This window comes from Ruicaihuangia caeni (assembly GCF_040536845.1).
GTDB lineage: Bacteria > Actinomycetota > Actinomycetes > Actinomycetales > Microbacteriaceae > Ruicaihuangia > Ruicaihuangia caeni.
Map to the genome: position 1 here is coordinate 2,231,386 of NZ_CP159582.1, position 22,470 is coordinate 2,253,855.

Below are 22,470 nucleotides of genomic sequence, written 5' to 3' on the forward strand. Positions count from 1 at the left end.
CCGCCCGATGCGTCAGCTGACGGGGCCGGTGTACTTCTCGCCCGGACCCTTGCCGTGCTCGTCGGGGAACGGCGACGCCTCGCGGAAGGCCAGTTGCACCGAGCGCAGTCCGTCGCGCAGCGGTCGTGCGTGCTGGTCGCCCAGATCAGGGGCGGATGCCGTGACCAGACCGGCGAGGGCGTTGATGAGCTTGCGGGCCTCATCGAGGTCGAGCGTCTCGTTGCCCCGTTCGGTGAGGCCGCATTTCACGGCCGCGGCGCTCAGCAGGTGCACCGCGACGGTGTTGATCACCTCGACCGCCGGCACCTCCGCGATGTCGCGGATCTGCTCGTGATCGGTCTCGTGCTCGCTCATCGGGTGTTTCCTCTGCTATTCTTGTGCGGGCTCCGGGGCTTCCCCGGTACGAAAAGTGGAGATTCTCCCACCCGCGTTGACCGACATCAAGGTTACCGGGTAGTTGCACCCCGCCGATGCGCTTGCGTGAACGGCAGCTTGAAGGGTGCAAGCGCTCACGCGCGTGGACTTCCTCGTTTCGTCGCCTCCCGGCATCCGCCCGGGGGTGGCCAGAATCATCGCAGACCGAGGAGACACGTATCAGCGATCCCAGAATCAACGACCGAATCCGCGTACCCGAGGTCCGCCTGGTCGGTCCGGGCGGCGAACAGGTCGGTGTCGTCAAGCTCGAGGTAGCACTGCGCCTCGCGCAGGAGGCCGATCTGGATTTGGTCGAGGTTGCACCGAACTCGAAGCCGCCCGTGGCCAAGATCATGGACTACGGCAAGTTCAAGTACGAGGCCGCGCAGAAGGCCAAGGAAGCGCGGCGCAACCAGGCGAACACGATCCTCAAGGAGGTTCGGTTCCGCCTCAAGATCGACAAGCACGACTACGAGACCAAGCGCAAGCGCGCTGAAGGCTTCTTGAAGGCGGGAGACAAGGTCAAGGCCATGATCCTCTTCCGCGGTCGTGAACAGTCTCGCCCCGAGCAGGGCGTGCGGCTGCTGCAGAAGTTTGCCGAAGATGTCGCGGAGTTCGGTTCGGTCGAGTCGAACCCCACCATCGACGGCCGGAACATGGTCATGGTCATCGGCCCGCACAAGAACAAGTCGGAAGCCAAGGCCGAGGCCAATGCGAAGCGTGCCGAGAAGAAGGCACACAACACAACTGAGGAAGAGAATGCCTAAGCAGAAGACGCACTCCGGTGCCAAGAAGCGGTTCAAGCTCACCGGCACCGGCAAGGTCAAGAAGCAGCAGGCCGGAATGCGCCACAACCTCGAGGTCAAGGGCTCCGACCGCAAGCGCCGCCTGAACCAGGACGAGCTCGTGGCACCCGCGGACGTCAAGGCGATCAAGAAGCTTCTCGGCAAGTAAGCCGCGAGTAAGGAAGACACAGAGAAATGGCAAGAGTCAAGCGGGCAGTCAACGCCCACAAGAAGCGTCGCGTCATCCTTGAGCGTGCCGAGGGCTACCGCGGTCAGCGTTCGCGCCTCTACCGCAAGGCCAAGGAGCAGGTCACTCACTCGCTCGTCTACGCGTACCGCGACCGTCGTGCCCGCAAGGGCGACTTCCGTCGCCTGTGGATCCAGCGCATCAACGCCGCCTCGCGTGCGAACGGCCTCACCTACAACCGCTTCATCCAGGGCCTCAACCTGGCGGGCGTCGAGGTCGACCGTCGCATCCTCGCCGACCTCGCGGTGAACAACCCCGAGACCTTCGCGGCACTCGTTGAGACCGCCAAGCAGGCCCTTCCCGCCGACACGTCGGCTCCGAAGGAAGCCGCCTGAGTCGAGGTCTCACCTCGCCGAACGGTGTGAAATGAGCAACGCCCCCGGAACCCCGGGGGCGTTGCTCATTTCTGCGTCGGTTCTCGGTGTGCTCAGCCTTCTCAGCGCGAGCCGTTCTCGGTCGGCAGGTTGAGATCGTCGGGGTCGACTTCGACGTCGCCCTGATCATCCGGCCCGCCGGTGCCGGGTGCCACGCGCACGTCGTCTTTGATGTCGTCGTCGAGCGCGTCGGGCACAGAATTCGCCTGCTTGGCCTCGGTCTCATCCTCGCTCGACGGGCTGTATGCGGTGTCGCGCGCGAGCTGCTCTTCTTCGTCTCGTCCCATGTCGGCCTCCATGCCGCACACAGTACGCGCGCTGGAGCTTGGAGCGAAGGTCATTTCTGACCTTCGCCGCGACGCCAGCGCCGGGTGCCGTCTCGGCACCCAGGCCGCCGTCTCGGCACCCGGGTCGGCGCTGGAGCGCTTGGAGCGAAGGTGGGATTTCCCCCGCCGCTAGACTTCGGGAATGATCGACAACCCTCGTTCACCGCGTGTGCGCGCGGTCGCGAAGCTGTCGAAGGGGCGCGCGAGGCGAGAGACCGGCCTGTTCCTCATCGAAGGCCCGCAATCGGTCGCCGAGGCGCTCGCCTATCACGCGGAGCGGCTCCTCGAGCTGTATGCCACTGATGCGGCGCTCGACCGGCATCCGCACATCATCGAGGCCGCTGTCGCGGCCGGCATCGACGTCGAAGAGACGAGCGAGCAGGTGCTGGCAGCGATGGCTGACACGGTGACGCCCCAGGGGCTCGTCGCGGTGTGCCGTCAACTCGAGCAGTCGGTCGACGAGGTGCTCGAGGCGGGACCGCGGCTCGTCGCACTGCTGCACGAGATCCGCGACCCTGGCAACGCTGGAACCATCATCAGAGCCGCGGATGCCGCCGACGCCGACGCGGTGATCTTCACGGGCGACAGCGTCGACATCTACAACCCCAAGGTCGTGCGTTCCACGACGGGTTCGCTGTTCCACCTGCCGGTGATCGCCGAGCAGGACCTCACCGAGGTCATTTCGAGACTGAGCTCGGCAGGCCTTCAGGTGATCGCGGCGGATGTGAAGGGCGGCGACCTGCTCCAGGCGCGCGAGGCCGGCGTCCTCGCCAAGCCCACGGCGTGGCTCTTCGGCAACGAGGCGCACGGCCTCTCGGATTCGACACTCGCTCTGGCCGGCTCGGCGCTCAAAGTGCCCCTCTACGGTCGAGCCGAGTCGATGAACCTCGCCACGGCCGCCTCGGTCTGCCTCTACGAGAGTGCCTTCGCCTTGCGCACTGGCTCGTAGAGCGAAGACGCCTCATCGTCGTCGCCGCGACGCCAGCGCGAACGCACGTCTCGGCGTTCGAACACGGTGAGCCGCGTCACCACTAAGTCACAATTTCGAATCACCCCGCGCGCTGGAGCTTGGAGCGACGATCATTTCTGATCGTCGCCGCGACGCCAGCGCGAACGCCGTCTCGGCGTTCGAGCACGGTGAGCCGCGTCACCACTAAGTCACAATTTCGAATCACCCTCGCCTCTCCGCCCCCTTCGCATCACTATGTGCCCATGGACCCACTCGTCGTTATCGACAAGGTGAACAAGCACTACGGCGACCTGCACGTGCTGAAAGACATCTCGACGACGGTCGGTCGCGGCGAGGTCGTCGTCGTGATCGGCCCGAGCGGTTCGGGTAAGTCGACGCTCTGCCGCGCGATCAACCGCCTCGAGACCATCGACAGCGGCACCATCACGATCGACGGCAAGACCCTGCCCGAAGAAGGTCGGGGCCTGGCCAAGTTGCGGGCCGATGTCGGCATGGTCTTCCAGTCGTTCAACCTGTTCGCCCATAAGTCCGTGCTCGAGAACGTGACCCTCGGTCCGCGCCGTGTGCGCGGGGTGAGCAAGGCGGATGCCGACAAGCGCGCCATGGAACTCCTCGACCGCGTTGGAGTCGCCAACCAGGCCAAGAAGATGCCCTCGCAGCTCTCGGGCGGCCAGCAGCAGCGCGTGGCGATCGCCCGTTCGCTGGCCATGGACCCGAAGCTCATCCTGCTCGATGAGCCGACCTCGGCCCTTGACCCCGAGATGATCAACGAGGTGCTCGACGTCATGGTCACCCTCGCCCACGAGGGCATGACGATGGTCGTGGTGACACACGAGATGGGCTTCGCGCGCAAGGCCGCGAACCGCGTGCTCTTCATGGCCGACGGAGAGATCGTCGAGCAGGCGGAGCCGGAGCAGTTCTTCACCAATCCGCAATCGCCGCGCGCCAAGGACTTCCTGTCGAAGATCCTCACCCATTGAACGGCCGCAAGACGCCGCCCGCTGAACCCCACCTACTACCCGCTGACCCGAATCACTCACTTCGCCCGCACAGCGGGCGAGCACCGAAAGGGAGGCACCAATGAGACGAACCAGCAAGCGACTCATGATCGGGGCGATCGCCGCCGCGAGCATGGTCGCGCTCGCCGGCTGCACTGATTCCGGAGCTCCGGCGCCCGAGCCGACGGTCAATGAGGAGGCCACCTTCGAGCCGGGCACCACCATGGCCAAGCTCGCGGATGCCGGAAGCATCACGATCGGCACCAAGTTCGACCAGCCGCTCTTCGGTCTCGTCGGCCCCGACGGCAAGCCTGTGGGCTTCGATGTCGAGATCGGCAAGATGATCGCCGGAGCGCTCGGCATCTCGCCCGACAACATCAAGTGGGAAGAGACGGTCTCGGCGAACCGTGAGCCGTTCATCGAGAACGGCCAGGTCGACATCGTGGTCGCCACGTACACCATCAACGACACCCGCAAGGAAGTCGTCGACTTCGCGGGCCCCTATTACACGGCGGGTCAAGACCTCCTGGTGCTCGCGGGCAACCCCGACGGCATCAAGGGGCCGGAGGACCTCGCCGACAAGAAGGTCTGCACGGTGACCGGTTCAACGTCGGAGCGGAACATCTCCGAGTACCCGAACGCGGGCATCATCGCCGCAGCGACCTACTCGGCATGCCTCGAGCCGCTGCGCAGCGGTGAAGCGGCGGCCGTCACGACCGACAACGTGATCCTCGCTGGACTCGCCGACCAGAACCCCGGTGAGTTCGAGGTGGTCGGGAACCCCTTCACCTCGGAGCCGTACGGCATCGGCTTGAAGAAGGGCGACGACCAGTTCCGTGAGTTCATCAACGACGTGCTGCAGAAGTCCTTCGACGACGGCAGTTGGAAGGCCGCCTGGGAGGCCACTGCGGGCAAGGTGCTCGCCACGCCCGAGCCGCCGAAGATCGACCGCTACTGATCCCGGCCGCGAGTGCGGCGGGCGTGACGCGCCCGCCGCACCGTGACCGCTGACAGCATCCGATCGACGAAGGGGGTTTCCGCGCGTGGACGCGATCATCGAGAACCTGCCGCTGTTCCTCAGGGGCTTCTGGGGCACGCTGCAGCTGCTCATCGTCTCGGGCATCGGTGCGTTCATCATCGGCGTGATCCTCGCCGCGATGCGCATCTCGCCCGTCGCGTCGCTCCGGGCGTTCGCGACGGTGTACACGGAACTCTTGCGGAACATCCCGCTCACGCTCGTTCTGTTCTTCACCGCGAACGTGCTTCCGTACTTGGACTTCAAGCCCGGGTACATGACGCTCGCGATGATCGGGCTGACGGCCTATACGTCACCGTTCGTGGCCGAAGCCGTGCGTTCAGGTGTGAACGGCGTACCCGTCGGTCAGGCGGAGGCCGCACGCAGCATCGGGCTGACGTTCGGGCAGGTGCTCACCCTCGTGGTGATGCCGCAGGCGCTGCGCATGGTGGTGCCGCCGCTGATCAACGTCTTCATCGCGCTCACCAAGAACACCTCGGTGGCCGGTGGCTTCTTCGTATTCGAGCTGTTCCAGACCGCACAGCAGTTGACGAACCTCCGCGGCGACCGGGTGGTCGCGATCCTGCTGGGCGTCGCGTTCTTCTATCTGATCATCACCGTGCCGCTCGGCCTCATCGCCGGGCAGGTCGAGAAGCGAGTGGCGGTGCTGCGATGACCATGGTCCTGTACGACGCCCCGGGTCCGAAGGCCCGGCGGCGCTCCCTCCTCATCTCGATCGTGGGAGCGATCGCGATCGCGGGTGGGCTCGCCGCGCTCATCTGGGCCCTTGGTGCTGAGCGCGTATCGGCCAACGGCGCGGTGCAGCCGGGGATGTGGGACGGCAGCCGCTGGGACATCTTCAACGACCTCGCCGTGTGGCGGTCGATCGGCGAGGGAGCCGCGGCGACGTTGCGCATGGCGGCGGTCGCGGCGGTCTTCGCGCTCATCATCGGCGTACTGTTCTCGTTCGGTCGTGCGGCGCGCAGCCGATGGGTGCGGATTCCCGTGACCATCGTGCTCGAGTTCTTCCGCGGCATGCCGGTGCTGCTGATGATGCTGTTCATCCTGCTGGTGTTCGCCACCGGGTCGTACTGGGCCGGCGTCGCGGCGCTCGCCGTGTACAACGGCGCGATCATCGGCGAAGCGCTGCGAGCCGGCATCCAATCTCTGCCGAAGGGCCAGCGCGAGGCCGGGCTCTCGATCGGGCTCACGGTGCTGCAGACCCGGTTCATGATCGAGTTCCCGCAGGCCTTCCGGCAGATGCTGCCGATCATTCTCGCCCAGATGGTCGTGCTGCTGAAGGACACATCGCTCGCCTACATCGTCGGGTACCCCGAACTCTTGCGCGTCGGCGTCAACTACCTGTCGAACTTCTTCGGCAACCGGTACTTCTTCTCCCTGTTCTTCGTCGTGCTCGTGATCTATCTCGCGATGAACCTGTTGCTCTCGTGGGTCGCCCGGTTCGTGGCGCGCAAGACGGGTCCGAAGGCGGGCAAGCTCATTGCTGCCGGCGTCGACGATGCGGGGCGTATCCCAGGGGCGTCTGGAACCCGCGCGATCACGCTGCCGGGTGCGCATGGGGGAACGATAGATCGGCGGGAGCGGTAGGGGTCGGGTGTCAGCGTCTTCCGAGCGCCGGGACGGCGCTCGGCGCTGGCGTCGCGGCGAAGGCCAGAAATGGCCTTCGCTCCAAGCTCCAGCGCGCAAGTAGACTCGACTGCTGTGTCAGACGCCACCCCCATCACCGAGTCGGCGGTCGCCGACGCGGTCGCAGCCGCGACGATCGCGATCAGCGATGCCGCCGATTCGACCGCACTGAAAGCGGCTCGTGCCGCGCATGTCGCTGAGGGCTCGCCCCTCGCACGGCTGAACGGCGCACTGCGCGACGTGCCCGCGGATCAGCGACCGGCGCTCGGCAAGCTCGTCGGCCAGGCCCGAGGCCGGGTCAACCAGTTGTTCCTCGCTCGTGAGGCCGAGCTCTCCGCCGCTGAGGAGACCGCTCGCCTCGCCGCCGAGGCCGTCGATGTGACGGCGCTCGGGGGTCGTTGGAGCGCGGGCGCCCGGCATCCGCTCAACCTGCTGATGGAGGAGATGAGCGACATCTTCGTCGGCATGGGATGGGAGGTCGCGGAGGGACCGGAACTCGAGAACGAGTGGTTCAACTTCGATGCCCTGAACTTCGACGAGGACCACCCCGCCCGCGCGATGCAGGACACGTTCTTCGTGGAGCCGGCCGACTCGCACCTGGTGCTGCGCACCCACACCTCGCCGGTGCAGATCCGTTCGCTGCTCGATCGTCCGCTTCCGGTGTACGTCGTCGCGCCCGGTCGCACGTTCCGCACCGATGAGCTCGACGCGACCCACACTCCGGTGTTCCACCAGATCGAGGGCATCGCCATCGACAAGGGCCTCACCATGGCGCACCTGCGCGGCACGCTCGAGCACCTCGCCCGCGCGATGTTCGGCGACGAGGCGAAGATCCGCCTGCGACCGAACTACTTCCCATTCACCGAGCCGAGCGCCGAGATGGACGTCTGGCAGCCGAACGCCAAGGGCGGACCGCGCTGGATCGAATGGGGCGGCTGCGGCATGGTCAACCGGAACGTGCTGCGGGCCTGCGGCATCGACCCGGAGGAGTACCAGGGCTTCGCCTTCGGCATGGGCATCGAGCGCACGCTGCTCTTCCGCAACGAGGGAGACATGCGCGACATGATCGAGGGCGATGTCCGCTTCTCGAAGCAGTACGGGATGGTGGTCTGATGCGCGTTCCAGTGTCGTGGCTCCGCGAGGTGGTGGAGATCCCCGCCGAGGCGACGCCCGAAGACATCCAGGCCGCGCTCGTGCGGGTCGGGCTCGAAGAGGAAGCGGTGCACCGCAGCGAGATCGAGGGCCCCATCGTGGTCGGCCGCGTCGTCTCGTTCGTCGACGAACCACAATCGAACGGCAAGACCATCCGCTGGTGCCAGGTCGATGTGGGGGAGGGCGAGCCCCGCGGCATCGTCTGCGGCGCCCAGAACTTCTTCGAGGGCGACCTCGTCGTCGTGACGCTGCCCGGTGCGGTGCTTCCTGGGCCCTTCCCGATCTCCGCGCGCAAGACCTACGGGCACGTGAGCGACGGCATGATCGCCTCGGTGCGCGAACTCGGCATCGGCGACGACCACGACGGCATCCTTCGGCTGTCGACGCTCGGCATCGACGCGGAGCCCGGCACAGACGCGCTGCCCCTGCTCGGACTCGGCGACTCCGCCTTCGAGATCAACGTCACGCCCGACCGAGGCTACGCGCTGTCGATGCGGGGAGTGGGCCGCGAGTACTCCAACTCGACCGGCGCTCGATTCGACGACCCCGCCGAGCGTGCGGCCCTGCGTGAACTCATCGACGCACCGATCGCCGAGGAGTTCCCCGTGCGCGTCGACGATCGCGCACCCATCCGCGGCAACGCGGGGTGCTCGGTCTTCGTCGCCCGAGTCGTGCGCGGCATCGACCCGACGCGGCCGACCCCGTCGTGGATGGTCGCGCGTCTCGCGCTCGCCGGTGTGCGCTCGCTCTCGCTTCCGATCGACATCACCAACTACGTCATGTTCGAGCTCGGTCAGCCGATCCACGGCTACGACCTCGCGAAGCTCACGGGCGGCATCACGGTGCGCCGCGCGCAGCCGGGCGAGCGGCTGACGACGCTCGACGGTGCAGATCGCGCGCTCCACCCCGAAGACCTGCTCATCACCGACGACTCGGGACCGATCGGGCTCGCAGGCGTCATGGGTGGTGCCACGACCGAGATGACCGGCTCCACGACCGACGTGCTCATCGAGGCCGCCAATTTCGACCCGGTCTCCATCGCCCGCACCGCCCGCCGGCACAAGCTGCCGAGCGAGGCGTCGAAGCGCTTCGAACGTGGTGTCGATCCCGAGGTGGCGGATGCCGCAGCAGCGCGGGTCGCGCAGCTGCTCGTCGAGCTGGCCGGCGGCACGCTCGATGTGCTCGGCTCACGGTTCTCCGAGGCGAAGCCCGCCCACTCGACGCTCTTGCGGGCAGGGTTCGTGAACGACCTCACCGGTGCCGACTACACGGATGCCGAGACGCGCGCAGCGCTCGAAGCGATCGGTGCGACGGTGCGCGAGGTCGACGGCGGCCTCGAGGTCACCGCGCCGAGCTGGCGGCCCGACCTCGACGACGAGCCGACGCTCGCGGAGGAGGTCGCCCGCATCGTCGGGTACGACCGCATCCCGTCGACGCTGCCCGTCGCTCCTCCCGGGCGCGGGCTCACCCGCCAACAGCGCTTGCGCCGCGCGGCCGCTCAGATGCTCGCAGCCAACGGGCTCGCCGAAGTGCAGGTGTACCCGTTCCTGTCGAAAGCCGCGCATGAGCGGTTCAGCGGTGACGCCCCGGCCGTTCGCCTCGCGAACCCGCTCGACGGCGAAGCTCCGCTGCTGCGCCGCAGCCTGCTGCCCGGTCTGCTCGACACCGCGCATCGCAACCGCTCGCGCGGGCTGATCGATCTCGCTTTGTTCGAGGTCGGCACCGTGTTCCTCCCCGAGCAGGGTGTTCGCTACGGCAGCGAGGCGCTGCCGTCGGGCACCAGTTACCCGGGCGATGCCACCATCGCGGCGCTCGAATCGAGCATCCCGCCCCAGGCCCGGCATATCGCGGCGCTGTTCACGGGTGACCGGGTGCTGCGGCATCCCGCGCAGCCCGCTGTTGCCGCCTCGCTGGTCGACGCGCTCGACGCCGCCCGGCAGGTGGCTGCGGCCGTCGGTGCGACGCTCCGCGTCGAGCAGGGCAACCACCCCGCGCTGCACCCCGGACGCACCGCCGAGCTCTACCTCGGCGACACGGTCGTCGGGCTCGCCGGCGAACTGCTGCCCGCGATCGCGGACGAGCTCGACCTGCCTCGCGTGGTGCCGGTCATGGAACTCGACCTCGACGCGCTCATCGCCGGTACGGCGCCAGAGGTGACGGTGACGCCGTTCTCGTCGTACCCGGCGGCGACGCAAGACCTGTCGCTGGTCGTCGACCGGAGCGTGCCTGCGGGTGACGTGCTCGCTGCCGTCGTCGAGGGCGCCGGTGACCTGCTTGAGCACGCCGACCTCGTCGACGACTACCGGGGCGCCGGCATGGCCGACGACCAGAAGTCGCTCACGTTCGCACTGCGCTTCCGCGCACCAGACCGCACGCTGACCGCCGCCGAGGCGACCGAGGCGAAGCTCGCCGGGGTGGCAGTGGCCGCCGAGCGCTTCGGAGCGACGCTCCGCGAGTAGCGCACCGCCGGGCCCGGCCTGGCCGGGGCGCCTCGTCGCGCGTTCTCGCGAGGGTTTGCGTCGAGCGCGAGGGTTGCATCCCGCGCGGCTGCAGCAAACCCTCGCAAGAGCCACGAGCACGGACGAGGCCCCCGGCATCCGTCTCGCTGCACCGCCGGGCCCGGCCGGGACCCTCGCCGCGCGTTCTCGCGAGGGTTTGCGTCGTGCGCGAGGGTTTCACCCCGCGCGGCTGCAGCAAACCCTCGCGAGAGCCACGAGCACGGGGGAGGCCCCCGGCATCCGTCTCGCTGCATCGGCGTGCCGGGGCACCTTGCCGCGTGTTCTCGCGAGGGTTTGCGTCGAGCGCGAGGGTTTCACCGCGCGCGGCTGCAGCAAACCCTTGCGAGAGCCACGAGCACGGGCGACGATCGCGACGATTCGGCTCCGCGCCAGGCCGCGCGATACAGTGGTGCCGTGGGTCTCACGCGCATCTCCGCCGTCCGGCGCAACCGCCGTCGCGTGTTCCGCGTGCGCCGAATCTCGGCGACGCCGCTGCGCTGACTCGTCGGTGCCGGCCGCGTCGCCGCCCCGGCCTGAGTCCGCCCATTTCCCACTTAAGGTAGAAGACATGCCTCTTTCTGTCGCCGTTGCCGGAGCCAGCGGCTACGCGGGGGGAGAGTTGCTGCGCCTGCTCGCAACCCACCCCGACGTCGAGATCACCACCGTCACCGCGCACTCGAACGCAGGGCAGCGCCTCGGCGCCGTGCAGCCCCACCTGCGCTCGCTCGCGCACCTCGAACTCGTCGACACCACCCCGGAGAACCTCTCGGGGCACGACGTGGTGTTCGTCGCGCTGCCGCACGGCAAGTCCGGCGAGCTCACCGCTCACCTCGACGACACGCTCGTGATCGACTGCGGGGCCGACCACCGCCTCACCGATGAGGCCGCATGGGCGAAGTTCTACGGCGGCGAGTACTTCGGGGCCTGGGAGTACGGATTGCCCGAGCTGCTCCGCGCCGACGGCACCCGGCAGCGCGACCGCCTCGCCGGCGCCAACCGCATCGCGGTGCCCGGCTGCAACGTCACCGCCATCACGCTGGGGCTGCAGCCCGGCATCCGCTCCAACGTCATCCGTGCCGACGATCTCGTCTCCGTGCTCGCGGTCGGCACGTCGGGAGCCGGTAAGAGCCTCAAGACGCACCTGCTCGCGAGCGAGATCCACGGCTCCGCCGCCCCCTATGCGGTGGGCGGCGTGCACCGGCACACCCCCGAGATCGTGCAGAACCTCGAAGTCTCCGGCGGCGAGGGCGTGACCATCTCGTTCACCCCGGTGCTCGTTCCGATGAGCCGCGGCATCCTCGCGACGTCGACCGCGACCCTCGAGCCCGGAGCGAGCGCCGCCGATGTGCGCGCCGCCTGGGAGCTCGCCTACGCGAACGAGCCCTTCGTGCACGTGCTGCCCGAGGGGCACTTCCCGAAGACCGCCGATGTGCTCGGCTCGAACATGACGCTGATCGGTCTGGCGGTCGACGAGGCCGCCGATCGGGTGGTCGTCATCTCGGCGATCGACAATCTGGTCAAGGGCACCGCCGGCGCCGCCGTGCAGTCGATGAACATCGCCGCAGGGCTGCCGGAGCAGGCGGGCCTCACCGTGAACGGAGTCGCCCCATGACCGTCACCGCACCCAAGGGCTTCAGCGCCGCCGGCGTCACCGCAGGGCTCAAGAAGTCGGGCCGACCCGATCTCTCGCTCGTCGTCAACACCGGACCGAAGAAGGCCGCTGCGGCCGTCTTCACCAGCAATCGCGCGCAGGCGAATCCGGTGATCTGGTCGAAGCAGGCCATCAGCGACGGCGTGGTCGAGGCGGTTGTGCTCAACTCGGGCGGGGCGAACTGCTTCACCGGCGCCCAGGGCTTCCAGACCGCGCACGCAACCGCGGAGGCCGTCGCCGAGCACCTCGGCGTCTCCGCCGGTGACGTGCTCGTCTGCTCGACCGGGCTGATCGGCGAGCAGCTCGACCGTGAGAAGGTGCTGGCGGGAGTGGCAGCGGCATCCGAAGCTCTTTCGAGCGACGGTGGGCACAACGCGGCCGTCGCGATCATGACCACTGACACGGTGCCCAAGACCGTGCTCATCGAGCGCGATGGCTGGAGCATCGGCGGCATGGCGAAGGGCGCGGGAATGCTGGCACCCGGGCTCGCGACCATGCTCGTGGTCATTACGACGGATGTCGACCTCGACTCGTCGGCGCTCGACGCCGCGCTCCGCGAGGCCACCCGTGTGAGCTTCGATCGACTCGACTCCGACGGCTGCATGTCGACCAACGACCAGGTCACGCTCATGGCGTCGGCCGCCTCGGGCGTCACCCCCGCCATCGACGAGTTCACCGCAGCGCTCACCGAAGCCTGCAGTGACCTCGCCCGCCAACTGCAAGCGGATGCCGAGGGCGCGAGTCACGACATCGCGATCGAGGTCGTCGGTGCCGCCAGCGAAGACGACGCCGTCGAGGTCGGCCGTGCTGTGGCGCGCAACAACCTCTTTAAGGCGGCCGTGTTCGGCAACGACCCCAACTGGGGCCGCGTGCTCGCCGCGATCGGCACGACCAGTGCCGACTTCGACCCGTACCAGGTCGATGTGAGCATGAACGGCGTGCGGGTGTGCCACGCCGGCGAGCCTGACCAGCCGCGCGACCTCGTCGACCTCACCCAGCGCTCCGTGCACGTGCTCATCGATCTTCGAAACGGCGACGCCGAAGCGACGGTGCTCACCAACGACCTCACGCACGACTACGTGCACGAGAACAGCGCGTACAGCTCATGAACGACGCAGCAGGCACCAGCGCGGCTTCGCACAGCCCGGCCGCTGACGCGGCGGCGAAAGCCTCGACGCTCATCGAGTCGCTGCCCTGGCTGAAGCGGTTCCACGACGAGATCATCGTCGTGAAGTTCGGCGGCAACGCCATGGTCGACCGCGAGCTGCAGCGCGCATTCGCCGAAGACATGGTCTATCTGCGCTACGCCGGTATCAAGCCGGTCGTTGTGCACGGCGGTGGGCCGCAGATCTCCGCGATGCTCGAGCGCCTCGGCATCCCGAGCGAGTTCAAGGGCGGCTACCGGGTCACCTCGCGCGAGGCCATGGAGGTCGTGCGCATGGTGCTCACCGGCCAGGTCAGCCGCGAACTCGTGAGCCTCATCAATGAGCACGGTCCGCTCGCCTCAGCGATCTCGGGCGAGGATGCCGGTCTCTTCCGCGGGCGCAAGCGCGCCGCCGTGGTCGACGGCGAACCCGTTGACATCGGGCAGGTGGGCGATGTGGTCGAAGTCAACCCGGCGAGCGTGCTCTCGACCCTCGCTGCGGGGCGCATCCCGGTCATCTCCTCGATCGCGCCCGATGCGGAACACCCGGGCGACTCTCTCAACGTGAACGCCGACTCCGCTGCTGCAGCGCTCGCGGTGGCGCTCGGGGCCGCGAAACTCGTCGTGCTCACCGATGTGGCTGGCCTGTACAGCGATTGGCCCAACCGCGACTCGCTCGTCTCGGTGATCGATGCCGATCAGCTCCGGCAACTCATGCCGAGCCTCGAATCGGGCATGATCCCGAAGATGACCGCGTGCCTCGAAGCCGTCGACGGCGGCGTTCCGAAGGCGGCCATCATCGACGGCCGGCAGCCGCACTCGATCCTGCTCGAGATCTTCACGCAGCAGGGGATTGGAACCGAGGTGGTACCCGCGTGACCGAGAACGCAGGCCAGACCAGCATCACGAACGACGCCGACGCAGCCGAGACCACACCGCTCGAGCAGACGCGCCGCCGCTACACCGACGTCATGATGGGCTCGGCGCCGCCGCCGCTTCGCAAGCTCGTGCGCGGAGAAGGCTGCCACGTGTGGGATGCCGACGGCAACCGCTACCTCGACTTCCTCTCGGGCATCGCCGTCAACGCCCTCGGCCACGCGCACCCGGTGCTCGTCGAGACCATCTCGAAGCAGGCCGCAGCGGTCGCCCACATCTCCAACTACTTCGCCTCCGAGCCTCAGTTGGCGCTCGCCGAGCGGCTTCAGCGCCTCACCGGCGCGGGCGCTCAAGGCCGGGTGTACTTCGGCAACTCGGGCGCCGAGGCCAATGAGGCCGCCATCAAGCTCGCGCGACGGCATCGCCCCGAGGGCACGCTCGTCGCGCTGCACAACGGATTTCACGGCCGCACGGTCGGTGCCCTCTCCATCACCGGCAAGCCGATGCTGCGCGAGCCGTTCGAGCCGCTGCTGCCAGGAGTCGAGCACATCGAACCGACGGTGATGGCGCTCGAATCGGCCTTCGACGCGAAGCAGCCGGTCTCGGCCGTGTTCCTCGAGCCCATCCAGGGCGAGGCGGGCGTGGTGCCGCTCAGCGACGAGTTCGTCCAGGCAGCTCGTCGCCTCACCACCGAACACGGCGCCCTGCTGATCGTCGATGAGATCCAGACCGGTGCCGGGCGCACCGGCGACTGGTTCGCGTATCAGCACCACGGCATCGTGCCCGATGTCGTCACATTGGCGAAGGGCATCGGCGGGGGAGTGCCCATCGGAGCCATGGTCACGTTCGGCGAAGCCTCCGAGCTCTTCAAGGTCGGCCAGCACGGCAGCACCTTCGGCGGCAACCCTCTCGCGACCGCGGTGGGCGACGCGGTGCTCGCTGAGATCGAGCGCGCCGGCCTCGTCGAGAACGCGCGGCGCCGAGGCGAGCAGTTGCGTGAGGCTGTGCTCCGCATCCAGCATCCGATGGTCAGCGAGGTGCGAGGCCGGGGTCTGCTGCTTGGCGTTGCGCTCGCGGCCCCGCACGCGACCGCCGTCGCGAACCGCGCCCTCGAACTCGGGCTCATCGTCAACGCGGCCAATGACACGAGCGTGCGCCTCGCGCCGCCACTGATCGTCGGCGATGCCGAGCTCGAAGAGTTCACGCGACTGTTCACCCGAGCCCTGGAGGCGGCAGCATGACCCGGCACTTCCTGCGCGATGACGACCTCAGCCCCGAGGAGCAGCGCGAGGTGCTTGACCTCGCGATCGAGCTCAAGCGCGACCGGTACGGCACGCGCCCCCTCGAGGGTCCCCAGACGGTTGCGGTGATCTTCGACAAGTCGTCGACGCGCACGCGAGTGAGCTTCGCGGTCGGCATCGGCGAGCTCGGCGGCCACCCGCTCATCATCTCGACCGCCAGCAGTCAGCTCGGGGGCAAGGAGACGCCCTCCGACACGGCGCGTGTGCTCGAGCGCATGGTGTCGGCGATCGTGTGGCGCACGTACGCCCAGTCCGGGCTCGTCGAGATGGCCGAGGGCACCCAGATCCCGGTCGTCAATGCGTTGAGCGACGACTTCCACCCTTGCCAGCTGCTGGCCGACCTGCTCACGATCCGCGAGCACAAGGGCTCGCTCGAGGGGCTGACCGTGACGTTCCTCGGCGACGGGGCGAGCAATATGGCGCAGTCGTACCTGCTGGCCTGCGCGACCGCCGGCATGCACGTGCGCGTCGCGGCCCCGGCCGACTACTCACCGGCACAGGATGTCGTGGCGGATGCCGAGGCCATCGCCTCGCGCACCGGCGGCTCGGTCGCGGTGCTCACCGACCCTCGCGCCGCGGTGACCGGCGCCGACGTGGTGGTGACCGACACGTGGGTGTCGATGGGCAAGGAGTCGGAGACTGAGCAGCGGGTCGCCACTTTCGGCGGCTACCAGGTCGACCAGGAGCTCATGGGGCTCGCCGACGCCGACGCGATCTTCATGCACTGCCTCCCCGCCGACCGCGGCTTCGAGGTGGCGCCCGAGGTCATCGACGGAGAGCAGAGCGTGATCTGGGATGAGGCGGAGAACCGACTCCACGCCCAGAAGGCGCTGCTCGTGTGGCTGCTGGAGCGCAACCGGGCGGCAGTGGCGGCATAACGAGACGTCGCCGGTCGCGCACGCGGTCGGCGAAGAGGCGGCAGCCGTCGGAGCGGGCTCCCGGCATCCGCTTCATACACTTGACAGAGAACTAGAACAAGGAGTTTCCATGGCAGAACGCGTCGTGCTCGCCTACTCTGGCGGCCTCGACACCTCGGTCGGCATCGGCTGGCTGAAAGACGCGACCGGCAAGGAGGTCGTCGCGATGGCGATCGACGTCGGTCAGGGTGGCGAGAACATGGAAGACATCCGCCAGCGCGCGCTCGACTGCGGTGCTGTGGAGTCGGTCGTCGTCGACGCGAAGGACGAGTTCGCGAACGACTATCTGGTTCCGGCGCTGAAGGCCAACGCGCTGTACCAGAAGCGCTACCCGCTCGTCTCGGCGCTCAGCCGTCCGCTCATCGCGAAGTACCTCGTGAAGACGGCGAACGAGCTCGGCGCGAATTCGGTGGCCCACGGCTGCACGGGCAAGGGCAACGACCAGGTGCGCTTCGAAGCCGCCGTCGCCGCGCTCGGTCCGGAGCTCACGAGCATCGCACCGGTGCGCGACCTCGCCCTGACCCGCGACAAGGCGATCGTGTACGCGCAGGAGCACAACCTGCCGATCGAGCAGTCGAAGAAGAGCCCCTACTCGATCGACAAGAACGTGTGGGGTCGCGCGGTCGAGACCGGGTTCCTCGAGGACCCGTGGAACCCGCCGATCGAGGACATCTACGAGTACACGCAAGACCCGTCGATCATCCGCGACGCCGACGAGGTCACCATCACCTTCGAGCAGGGTGTGCCCGTGGCCATCGACGGCGAGCGCAAGACTCCGCTCGAGATGGTCGTCGCGATGAACGAACTCGCCGGCCGCCACGGCGTCGGCCGGATCGACATCGTCGAAGACCGGTTGGTCGGCATCAAGAGCCGCGAGGTCTACGAGGCGCCCGCCGCGATCGCGCTGATCGAGGCGCACGAGGAGCTCGAGAACGTGACGCTCGAGCGCGACCAGAACCGGTTCAAGCGCACGCTCGAGTCGAAGTGGGCCGAGCTCGTGTACGACGGCCTCTGGTTCTCGGGTCTCAAGCGTTCGATCGACGCGTTCATCGACGACACCCAGCAGTACGTCTCGGGCGACATCCGGCTGAAGCTGCAGGGAGGCCGCGCGGTGGTCACCGGTCGTCGCTCTGAGCAGAGCCTCTACGACTTCAGCCTCGCCACCTACGACACGGGCGACACCTTCGACCAGTCGCTCGCCAAGGGCTTCATCGAGCTGTGGTCGCTTCCGAGCCGCATCTCGGCACGGCGCGAACTCGCGGGCGACTGATGAGCGGCGGCGGCTCGACCAACGAGGGTGCGCTGTGGGGTGCGCGATTCGCGTCGGGCCCGTCGCCCGAACTCGCTGCACTGAGCAGGTCGACGCATTTCGACTGGCAGCTCTACCCGTATGACATCGCCGGGTCGCGAGCGCACGCCAAGGCGCTCGCGGCCGCCGGCTACCTCGACGACGCCGAGCTGGAGCGCATGCTCGACGGGCTCGACCGGCTTGAAGCTGCGGTCGACGCGGGGCAGATCGTTCCGGGCGAGGGCGACGAAGACGTGCACGGAGCGCTTGAGACGGCGCTCATCGGCATCGTCGGCCCCGAACTCGGTGGCAAGCTCCGCGCCGGGCGCAGCCGCAACGATCAGATCGCCACGCTCGTGCGGTTGTACCTGCTCGACCACTCCCGGCGGATCACCCGCCTGGTCATCGACCTCATCGATGCTCTGGCATCGCAGGCGGATGCCGCCGGCGACGCCGTCATGCCCGGTCGCACCCACCTGCAGCACGCGCAGCCCGTGCTGCTCGCCCACCAGCTGCTGGCGCACGCGTGGCCGCTCGTGCGCGACCTCGAGCGTCTCCGCGACTGGTCGGCGCGCGCATCGCTCTCGCCGTACGGAGCCGGCGCCCTCGCAGGCAGCTCGCTCGGGCTCGACCCTCAGCTGGTCGCGCGCGAGCTCGGACTGACGGGCGTCAGTGAGAACTCGATCGACGCGACCGCATCGCGTGACGTGGTCGCCGAGTTCGCGTTCGTCGCCGCGCAGCTGGGCGTCGACCTGTCGCGCCTCTCCGAGGAGATCATCCTCTGGGCGACTCGCGAATTCGGATTCGTGAAGCTCGACGACGGGTACTCGACCGGCTCGAGCATCATGCCGCAGAAGAAGAACCCTGATATCGCAGAGCTCGCTCGAGGCAAGGCCGGGCGCCTCATCGGCAACCTCACCGGCCTGTTGGCGACGTTGAAGGGCCTGCCGCTCGCCTACAACCGCGACCTGCAGGAAGACAAGGAGCCGGTGTTCGACTCGGTCGAGACGCTCGAAGTGCTGCTGCCCGCGTTCACCGGCATGGTCGCGACGCTCCGCTTCGACACCGAGCGGATGGCTGAGCTCGCACCGCAGGGCTTCTCGCTCGCGACCGATGTCGCCGAGTGGCTCGTGAAGCAGCGGGTGCCCTTCCGCGAAGCGCACGAGATCAGCGGCGCCTTGGTGCGCTTCTGCGAGGAGCGCGGACTCGAGCTGCACGAGCCGAGCGACGACGACTACGCCGCGATCGATGCTCGACTCACCGGGGGAGTGCGCGAGGTGCTGAGCGTCTCTGGTGCCGTCGCCAGCCGCGCCGGGGTCGGTGGAACAGCGCCCGCGCGAGTGGCGGAGCAATTGGCGCAGCTCACAGAGCGGGTGCGCGCCCTGGCGTGACCGACACGGCCGAGCTTCAGCGCGGAGCGGGCGGGTTCGACCGCTCGCTCCTGCTGGCGCCCGCGGTCGAAGTCGCTCCACTCCTGCTCGGGGCGATCATCCGCAAGGGGGAGGTGGCCGTACGGGTCACCGAGGTCGAGGCGTACATGGGGTCGATCGACCCCGGCTCCCACGCGTTCCGTGGACGAACGAACCGCAACCAGGTCATGTTCGGCGAGCCCGGGCACCTCTACACGTACTTCACGTACGGCATGCACACCTGCGCGAATGTCGTCTGCGCCCCTGAGGGAACCGCGTCCGGACTGCTGCTGCGCGCGGGCGAGGTGATCGAGGGCGAGGATGCCGCTCGCGCGCGGCGCCCGAAGGCCGCCTCCCATGCGGGGCTCGCGCGCGGGCCGGGAAACTTCGCGCAGGCGCTCGGTATCACGCTCGACGACGGCGGCTGCGACCTCGCGGTCGGGCCGGTCACGCTCCACGTGGACGAGCCGGCATCCGAATACCTGACAGGCCCGCGCACTGGAGTATCGGGCGCCGGGGGCACTCACGAGTATCCGTGGCGCTTCTGGCTGCCCGGCGACCCGACGGTGTCGCCCTACCGTGCCGCCGTGTCGCGCAAGCGTTGAACCGAGGCCGCCGGTTCAGACGCTGCCCGCTGCGCTGCGGATAGAGGGCGCGCTCACGGCATGATGGCCGGAATGGCCAACGGCGCCGCGCACGCGACGGCCCAGATGAAGCTGGTGAGGGTGCCGATGATGAACCGCTCACGCGCTTCGGGATGCTGGAACTCCGAGTAGCGGGCGAGGCCCTTGACCGCGACGACCACCGCGATGCCGCCGAACTGCCCGGCGAGCACGCTACCGACGAGCGCGAACCGCTCCAGGAAGCCGATGGTCGTCCCGCCGCGCAGCACTTCGCGAGGCGCGTGCGCATCATCGCCGACGATGATGCCGCCATGCTCGCCCGGCCGGCTGTCGACGGTGGCGAAGCGGAGCACCAGCCCGACGACGGGGTTGCCGCCCACGACCGCGAGCGCGGTGAGCAGGATGCCGGCCACCACGAGGTACAGCGGATGCGCGCCGTGCAAGCCACCCAGCAGCGACCACACGATCCACGTCGCGACCACCGCGACCGCCACGACGGCGAGGCGTTGCCGGTCGCGCCGACTCGCGAACGCCACCATGACGACAGCGCCGACGAGGGTGAGCATCGCGATCGCCGCGGCGGCCATGGCCTGCGCAGCGGTGACGTAGGTGATCATGCGGCTCCTTGCGACTGGTCGACGTCGAGCCTATCCATCGCTTCGAGCTGGTCCGCCAGCGCAGGCAGCGCGGCCCTCTCGACCCGCCACGCGGCGGCGATGGCGCGCTGGCTCACGGCCTGGGGAGTGATGCCGAGCTCTTGCGCCGCCTGCGCCTGCGTCGTACCACCCGCGAGCAGATCTACGACCTCCCATCCCTCGGCGGTGCGTCGCGAACGCACGACGAGCAGCAGGTCGATGAGCGCTTCGAGACCTGGAACGTCCGTGGTGGCGTCTCGCAGCGCAAACCGCGTCTGCTTCGCTTTCGAGCGTTCGACGGCCGCGCGCGCCGCGACGAACGCGGCTCCGGATGCCGAGCGCACCGAACCGCCGTCGAGACCGGAAACGCCCCCTACGCCGCACCCGATGTTCCACTCGCCGCTTCGACTCAGCTCGAGCACGATGTCGAGCGCCGTTGCCCCTCGTTGCGTCACGAGCTGCAACTCGTCACCCGCCGTGCGCTCTGCCGGCAGCAGCAGGTCGTCGCGACGGTTCAAACGACCCAGGGCGATCGAGACGCGGTCGCTTCCTTTGCGGCTGCCGACTTGGTCGGCGGTGATGACGAACACGATGCCTCCTGACACCAAGCGTGACGGCTTGATCCGATCGACACAAGGTTAGAGCATTGATGCCCCACGATCAAGCATCCAGGCTTTCAAGCTGTTCGATCGAGTACGGCCTGGCCTCCCGTCTCGCAGGCGCCGTGGCGCCAGGCCGCAGCGGGCCCGCTGGTACCGTGGTAGCCGTGTCCGCCGCATCCGAGAGCCTTGAAAGTCAGCGCAACGACCCCAGTTTTCCCGACCTCTGGTCGGAACTGGAGTGGCGCGGGCTCGTGCACGTGTCGACCGACCCGGAGGCGCTGGCCAAGCTTCTCGCAGGACCTCCGATCACCTACTACTGCGGCTTCGACCCCACCGCGCCCAGCCTGCACCTCGGCAACCTCGTGCAGTTGCTGCTGCTTCGGCGCATCCAACTGGCGGGCCACCGGCCCCTCGGTCTCGTCGGCGGATCCACGGGACTCATCGGCGATCCGCGGCCGACCGCAGAGCGTACGCTCAATACGCGCGAGACGGTCGCCGAGTGGGTGTCGCGCCTCGAGGCACAGGTCTCGCGCTTCCTGAGCTTCGAGGGCGAGAACGCGGCCCGGCTGGTGAACAACCTCGACTGGACGGCGCCCCTCAGTGCGATCGACTTCCTCAGGGACGTCGGCAAGTACTTCCGCGTCGGCACCATGCTCAAGAAGGACGCGGTCGCGGCTCGGCTCAACAGCGATGCCGGTATCAGTTACACCGAGTTCAGCTACCAGATCCTGCAGGGCATGGATTTCCTCGAGCTGTACCGCAGCTACGAGTGCGTGCTGCAGACCGGCGGCAGCGATCAATGGGGCAATCTCACCAGTGGCACTGACCTCATCCACAAGGCCGAAGGCGTCAGCGTCCACGCGATCGGCACGCCGCTCATCACCAACAGCGACGGCACGAAGTTCGGCAAGAGCGAGGGCAATGCCATCTGGCTGGATGCCGAGATGTGCAGCCCGTACCGCTTCTACCAGTTCTGGCTCAACACCGACGACGCCGATGTCATCGACCGGCTGAAGGTCTTCACGTTCCTCACCCGGAGCGAGATCGAAGCGCTCGCAGTGGCGGTCTCCGATGCGCCCTTCAAACGCGAGGCGCAGCGCCGGCTCGCGTGGGAGGTGACGACTCTCGTCCACGGACAGGCAGCGACTGAGGCGGCGATCGCGGCGTCTGCGGCTCTGTTCGGTCAGGGCGAGCTCGGTGAGCTGCCGGCCGAGACGCTCGAGGCGGCGCTGGGCGAGCTCACGACAGTGCATGCCGCGACGGATGCCGGAGTGCCCCAGTTGCTCGTCGAGACCGGCCTCACCTCGAGCCTCAGCGAAGCGCGCCGCGCCATCGCGCAGGGCGGCGTGTACTTGAACAACGCGAAGGTGACCGACGACACCGCGGTGCTTGGCGGGAGCCTGCTGCACGGGCGATTCGCCGTCCTGCGTCGAGGCAAGAAGACTCTCGCCGGTGTCATAGCCGCGCGGTGATGCTCGCTCGGCCGCGGACCACTGATTCCGCGTGATTCCGGGCGACACGCCCGGGGTGCGCGGCGATTTGCGGGTGCGCGAAAAGCCCGCGTAAAGTAATCACTTGTCACCCCAAAGGTGCGGCAG

Annotated in this window: 23 protein-coding genes; 19 read left to right on the top strand and 4 right to left on the bottom strand. The window is 68.2% G+C overall.

Annotation, left to right across the window (positions count from 1 at the left end; genetic code table 11):
• Positions 1-12: 12 nt before the first annotated feature.
• On the bottom strand, positions 13-354 hold the full coding sequence (locus ABV606_RS10405; protein WP_281489535.1) for a DUF1844 domain-containing protein: 342 nt from the start codon (positions 352-354) through the stop codon (positions 13-15).
• A 239-nt stretch (positions 355-593) separates the two neighbouring features.
• On the opposite strand from ABV606_RS10405, the gene infC reads away from it, so the two are divergent.
• From infC to rplT, 3 genes are read left to right on the top strand one after another with little or no spacing between them, the layout of a single operon-like run.
• Complete coding sequence (gene infC / locus ABV606_RS10410; RefSeq protein ID WP_281489561.1) at positions 594-1,181, top strand: translation initiation factor IF-3; 588 nt, start codon at positions 594-596, stop codon at positions 1,179-1,181.
• Positions 1,174-1,368: a 50S ribosomal protein L35 gene (rpmI, locus tag ABV606_RS10415; protein ID WP_281489536.1), complete on the top strand. Its 195-nt coding sequence runs from the start codon at positions 1,174-1,176 to the stop codon at positions 1,366-1,368. The genes infC and rpmI overlap by 8 nt, the downstream gene beginning before the upstream one ends.
• A gap of 26 nt (positions 1,369-1,394) precedes the next feature.
• Positions 1,395-1,781 (top strand): 50S ribosomal protein L20, encoded by a 387-nt coding sequence (gene rplT / locus ABV606_RS10420; protein WP_281489537.1) that lies wholly within the window; start codon positions 1,395-1,397, stop codon positions 1,779-1,781.
• Between the two features lie 101 nt (positions 1,782-1,882).
• Here the strand turns inward: rplT and ABV606_RS10425 are convergent, their stop codons facing one another.
• Positions 1,883-2,107 (bottom strand): hypothetical protein, encoded by a 225-nt coding sequence (locus ABV606_RS10425; protein WP_353987666.1) that lies wholly within the window; start codon positions 2,105-2,107, stop codon positions 1,883-1,885.
• Between the two features lie 181 nt (positions 2,108-2,288).
• Between ABV606_RS10425 and ABV606_RS10430 the strand changes: the two genes are divergently transcribed.
• From ABV606_RS10430 to ABV606_RS10500, 15 genes are all read left to right on the top strand, one after another.
• Positions 2,289-3,095: a TrmH family RNA methyltransferase gene (locus tag ABV606_RS10430; protein ID WP_353987668.1), complete on the top strand. Its 807-nt coding sequence runs from the start codon at positions 2,289-2,291 to the stop codon at positions 3,093-3,095.
• Positions 3,096-3,358: 263 nt separating this feature from the next.
• Positions 3,359-4,096, top strand: coding sequence for an amino acid ABC transporter ATP-binding protein (locus tag ABV606_RS10435; RefSeq protein WP_353987670.1), 738 nt, complete (start codon positions 3,359-3,361; stop codon positions 4,094-4,096).
• Positions 4,097-4,196: 100 nt separating this feature from the next.
• On the top strand, positions 4,197-5,072 hold the full coding sequence (locus tag ABV606_RS10440) for a glutamate ABC transporter substrate-binding protein (protein WP_281489541.1): 876 nt from the start codon (positions 4,197-4,199) through the stop codon (positions 5,070-5,072).
• Positions 5,073-5,157: 85 nt separating this feature from the next.
• The gene (locus ABV606_RS10445; RefSeq protein ID WP_353987672.1) at positions 5,158-5,805 is read left to right on the top strand and encodes an amino acid ABC transporter permease; all 648 of its coding nucleotides are present in this window, start codon (positions 5,158-5,160) and stop codon (positions 5,803-5,805) included.
• Positions 5,802-6,737, top strand: a complete 936-nt coding sequence (locus ABV606_RS10450; RefSeq protein ID WP_281489543.1) for an amino acid ABC transporter permease — start codon at positions 5,802-5,804, stop codon at positions 6,735-6,737. The genes ABV606_RS10445 and ABV606_RS10450 overlap by 4 nt, the downstream gene beginning before the upstream one ends.
• A 114-nt stretch (positions 6,738-6,851) precedes the next feature.
• Positions 6,852-7,889 carry a phenylalanine--tRNA ligase subunit alpha gene (pheS, locus tag ABV606_RS10455; RefSeq protein WP_353987674.1) on the top strand — a complete coding sequence of 346 codons (1,038 nt, stop codon included), beginning with the start codon at positions 6,852-6,854 and terminating at the stop codon, positions 7,887-7,889.
• A complete protein-coding gene (gene pheT, locus ABV606_RS10460; RefSeq protein WP_353987676.1) occupies positions 7,889-10,387 on the top strand; it encodes a phenylalanine--tRNA ligase subunit beta in 2,499 nt (832 codons plus the stop codon). Before pheS ends, pheT begins: the two co-directional genes overlap by 1 nt.
• Before the next feature lie 607 nt (positions 10,388-10,994).
• Entirely contained in the window at positions 10,995-12,038 is a 1,044-nt protein-coding gene (gene argC, locus ABV606_RS10465; RefSeq protein ID WP_353987678.1) for an N-acetyl-gamma-glutamyl-phosphate reductase, read from the top strand.
• Positions 12,035-13,186, top strand: a complete 1,152-nt coding sequence (argJ, locus tag ABV606_RS10470) for a bifunctional glutamate N-acetyltransferase/amino-acid acetyltransferase ArgJ (protein WP_281489547.1) — start codon at positions 12,035-12,037, stop codon at positions 13,184-13,186. The genes argC and argJ overlap by 4 nt, the downstream gene beginning before the upstream one ends.
• Entirely contained in the window at positions 13,183-14,100 is a 918-nt protein-coding gene (argB, locus tag ABV606_RS10475) for an acetylglutamate kinase (protein ID WP_353987680.1), read from the top strand. The genes argJ and argB overlap by 4 nt, the downstream gene beginning before the upstream one ends.
• Positions 14,097-15,338, top strand: coding sequence for an acetylornithine transaminase (locus ABV606_RS10480; RefSeq protein ID WP_353987682.1), 1,242 nt, complete (start codon positions 14,097-14,099; stop codon positions 15,336-15,338). Before argB ends, ABV606_RS10480 begins: the two co-directional genes overlap by 4 nt.
• Positions 15,335-16,276: an ornithine carbamoyltransferase gene (argF, locus tag ABV606_RS10485; protein ID WP_353987684.1), complete on the top strand. Its 942-nt coding sequence runs from the start codon at positions 15,335-15,337 to the stop codon at positions 16,274-16,276. The genes ABV606_RS10480 and argF overlap by 4 nt, the downstream gene beginning before the upstream one ends.
• Before the next feature lie 109 nt (positions 16,277-16,385).
• A complete protein-coding gene (locus ABV606_RS10490; RefSeq protein ID WP_353987686.1) occupies positions 16,386-17,585 on the top strand; it encodes an argininosuccinate synthase in 1,200 nt (399 codons plus the stop codon).
• Positions 17,585-18,994: an argininosuccinate lyase gene (argH, locus tag ABV606_RS10495; protein WP_281489552.1), complete on the top strand. Its 1,410-nt coding sequence runs from the start codon at positions 17,585-17,587 to the stop codon at positions 18,992-18,994. Before ABV606_RS10490 ends, argH begins: the two co-directional genes overlap by 1 nt.
• A complete protein-coding gene (locus ABV606_RS10500; protein WP_435415019.1) occupies positions 18,991-19,617 on the top strand; it encodes a DNA-3-methyladenine glycosylase in 627 nt (208 codons plus the stop codon). The genes argH and ABV606_RS10500 overlap by 4 nt, the downstream gene beginning before the upstream one ends.
• Before the next feature lie 53 nt (positions 19,618-19,670).
• Here ABV606_RS10500 and ABV606_RS10505 read toward each other — a convergent pair whose 3' ends face one another.
• Positions 19,671-20,252: a hypothetical protein gene (locus ABV606_RS10505; protein ID WP_281489553.1), complete on the bottom strand. Its 582-nt coding sequence runs from the start codon at positions 20,250-20,252 to the stop codon at positions 19,671-19,673.
• On the bottom strand, positions 20,249-20,860 hold the full coding sequence (locus ABV606_RS10510) for a DNA-binding protein (protein WP_353987687.1): 612 nt from the start codon (positions 20,858-20,860) through the stop codon (positions 20,249-20,251). Before ABV606_RS10510 ends, ABV606_RS10505 begins: the two co-directional genes overlap by 4 nt.
• Before the next feature lie 176 nt (positions 20,861-21,036).
• Between ABV606_RS10510 and tyrS the strand changes: the two genes are divergently transcribed.
• Complete coding sequence (gene tyrS, locus ABV606_RS10515; protein ID WP_353987688.1) at positions 21,037-22,344, top strand: tyrosine--tRNA ligase; 1,308 nt, start codon at positions 21,037-21,039, stop codon at positions 22,342-22,344.
• The last annotated feature ends 126 nt before the right edge of the window (positions 22,345-22,470 follow it).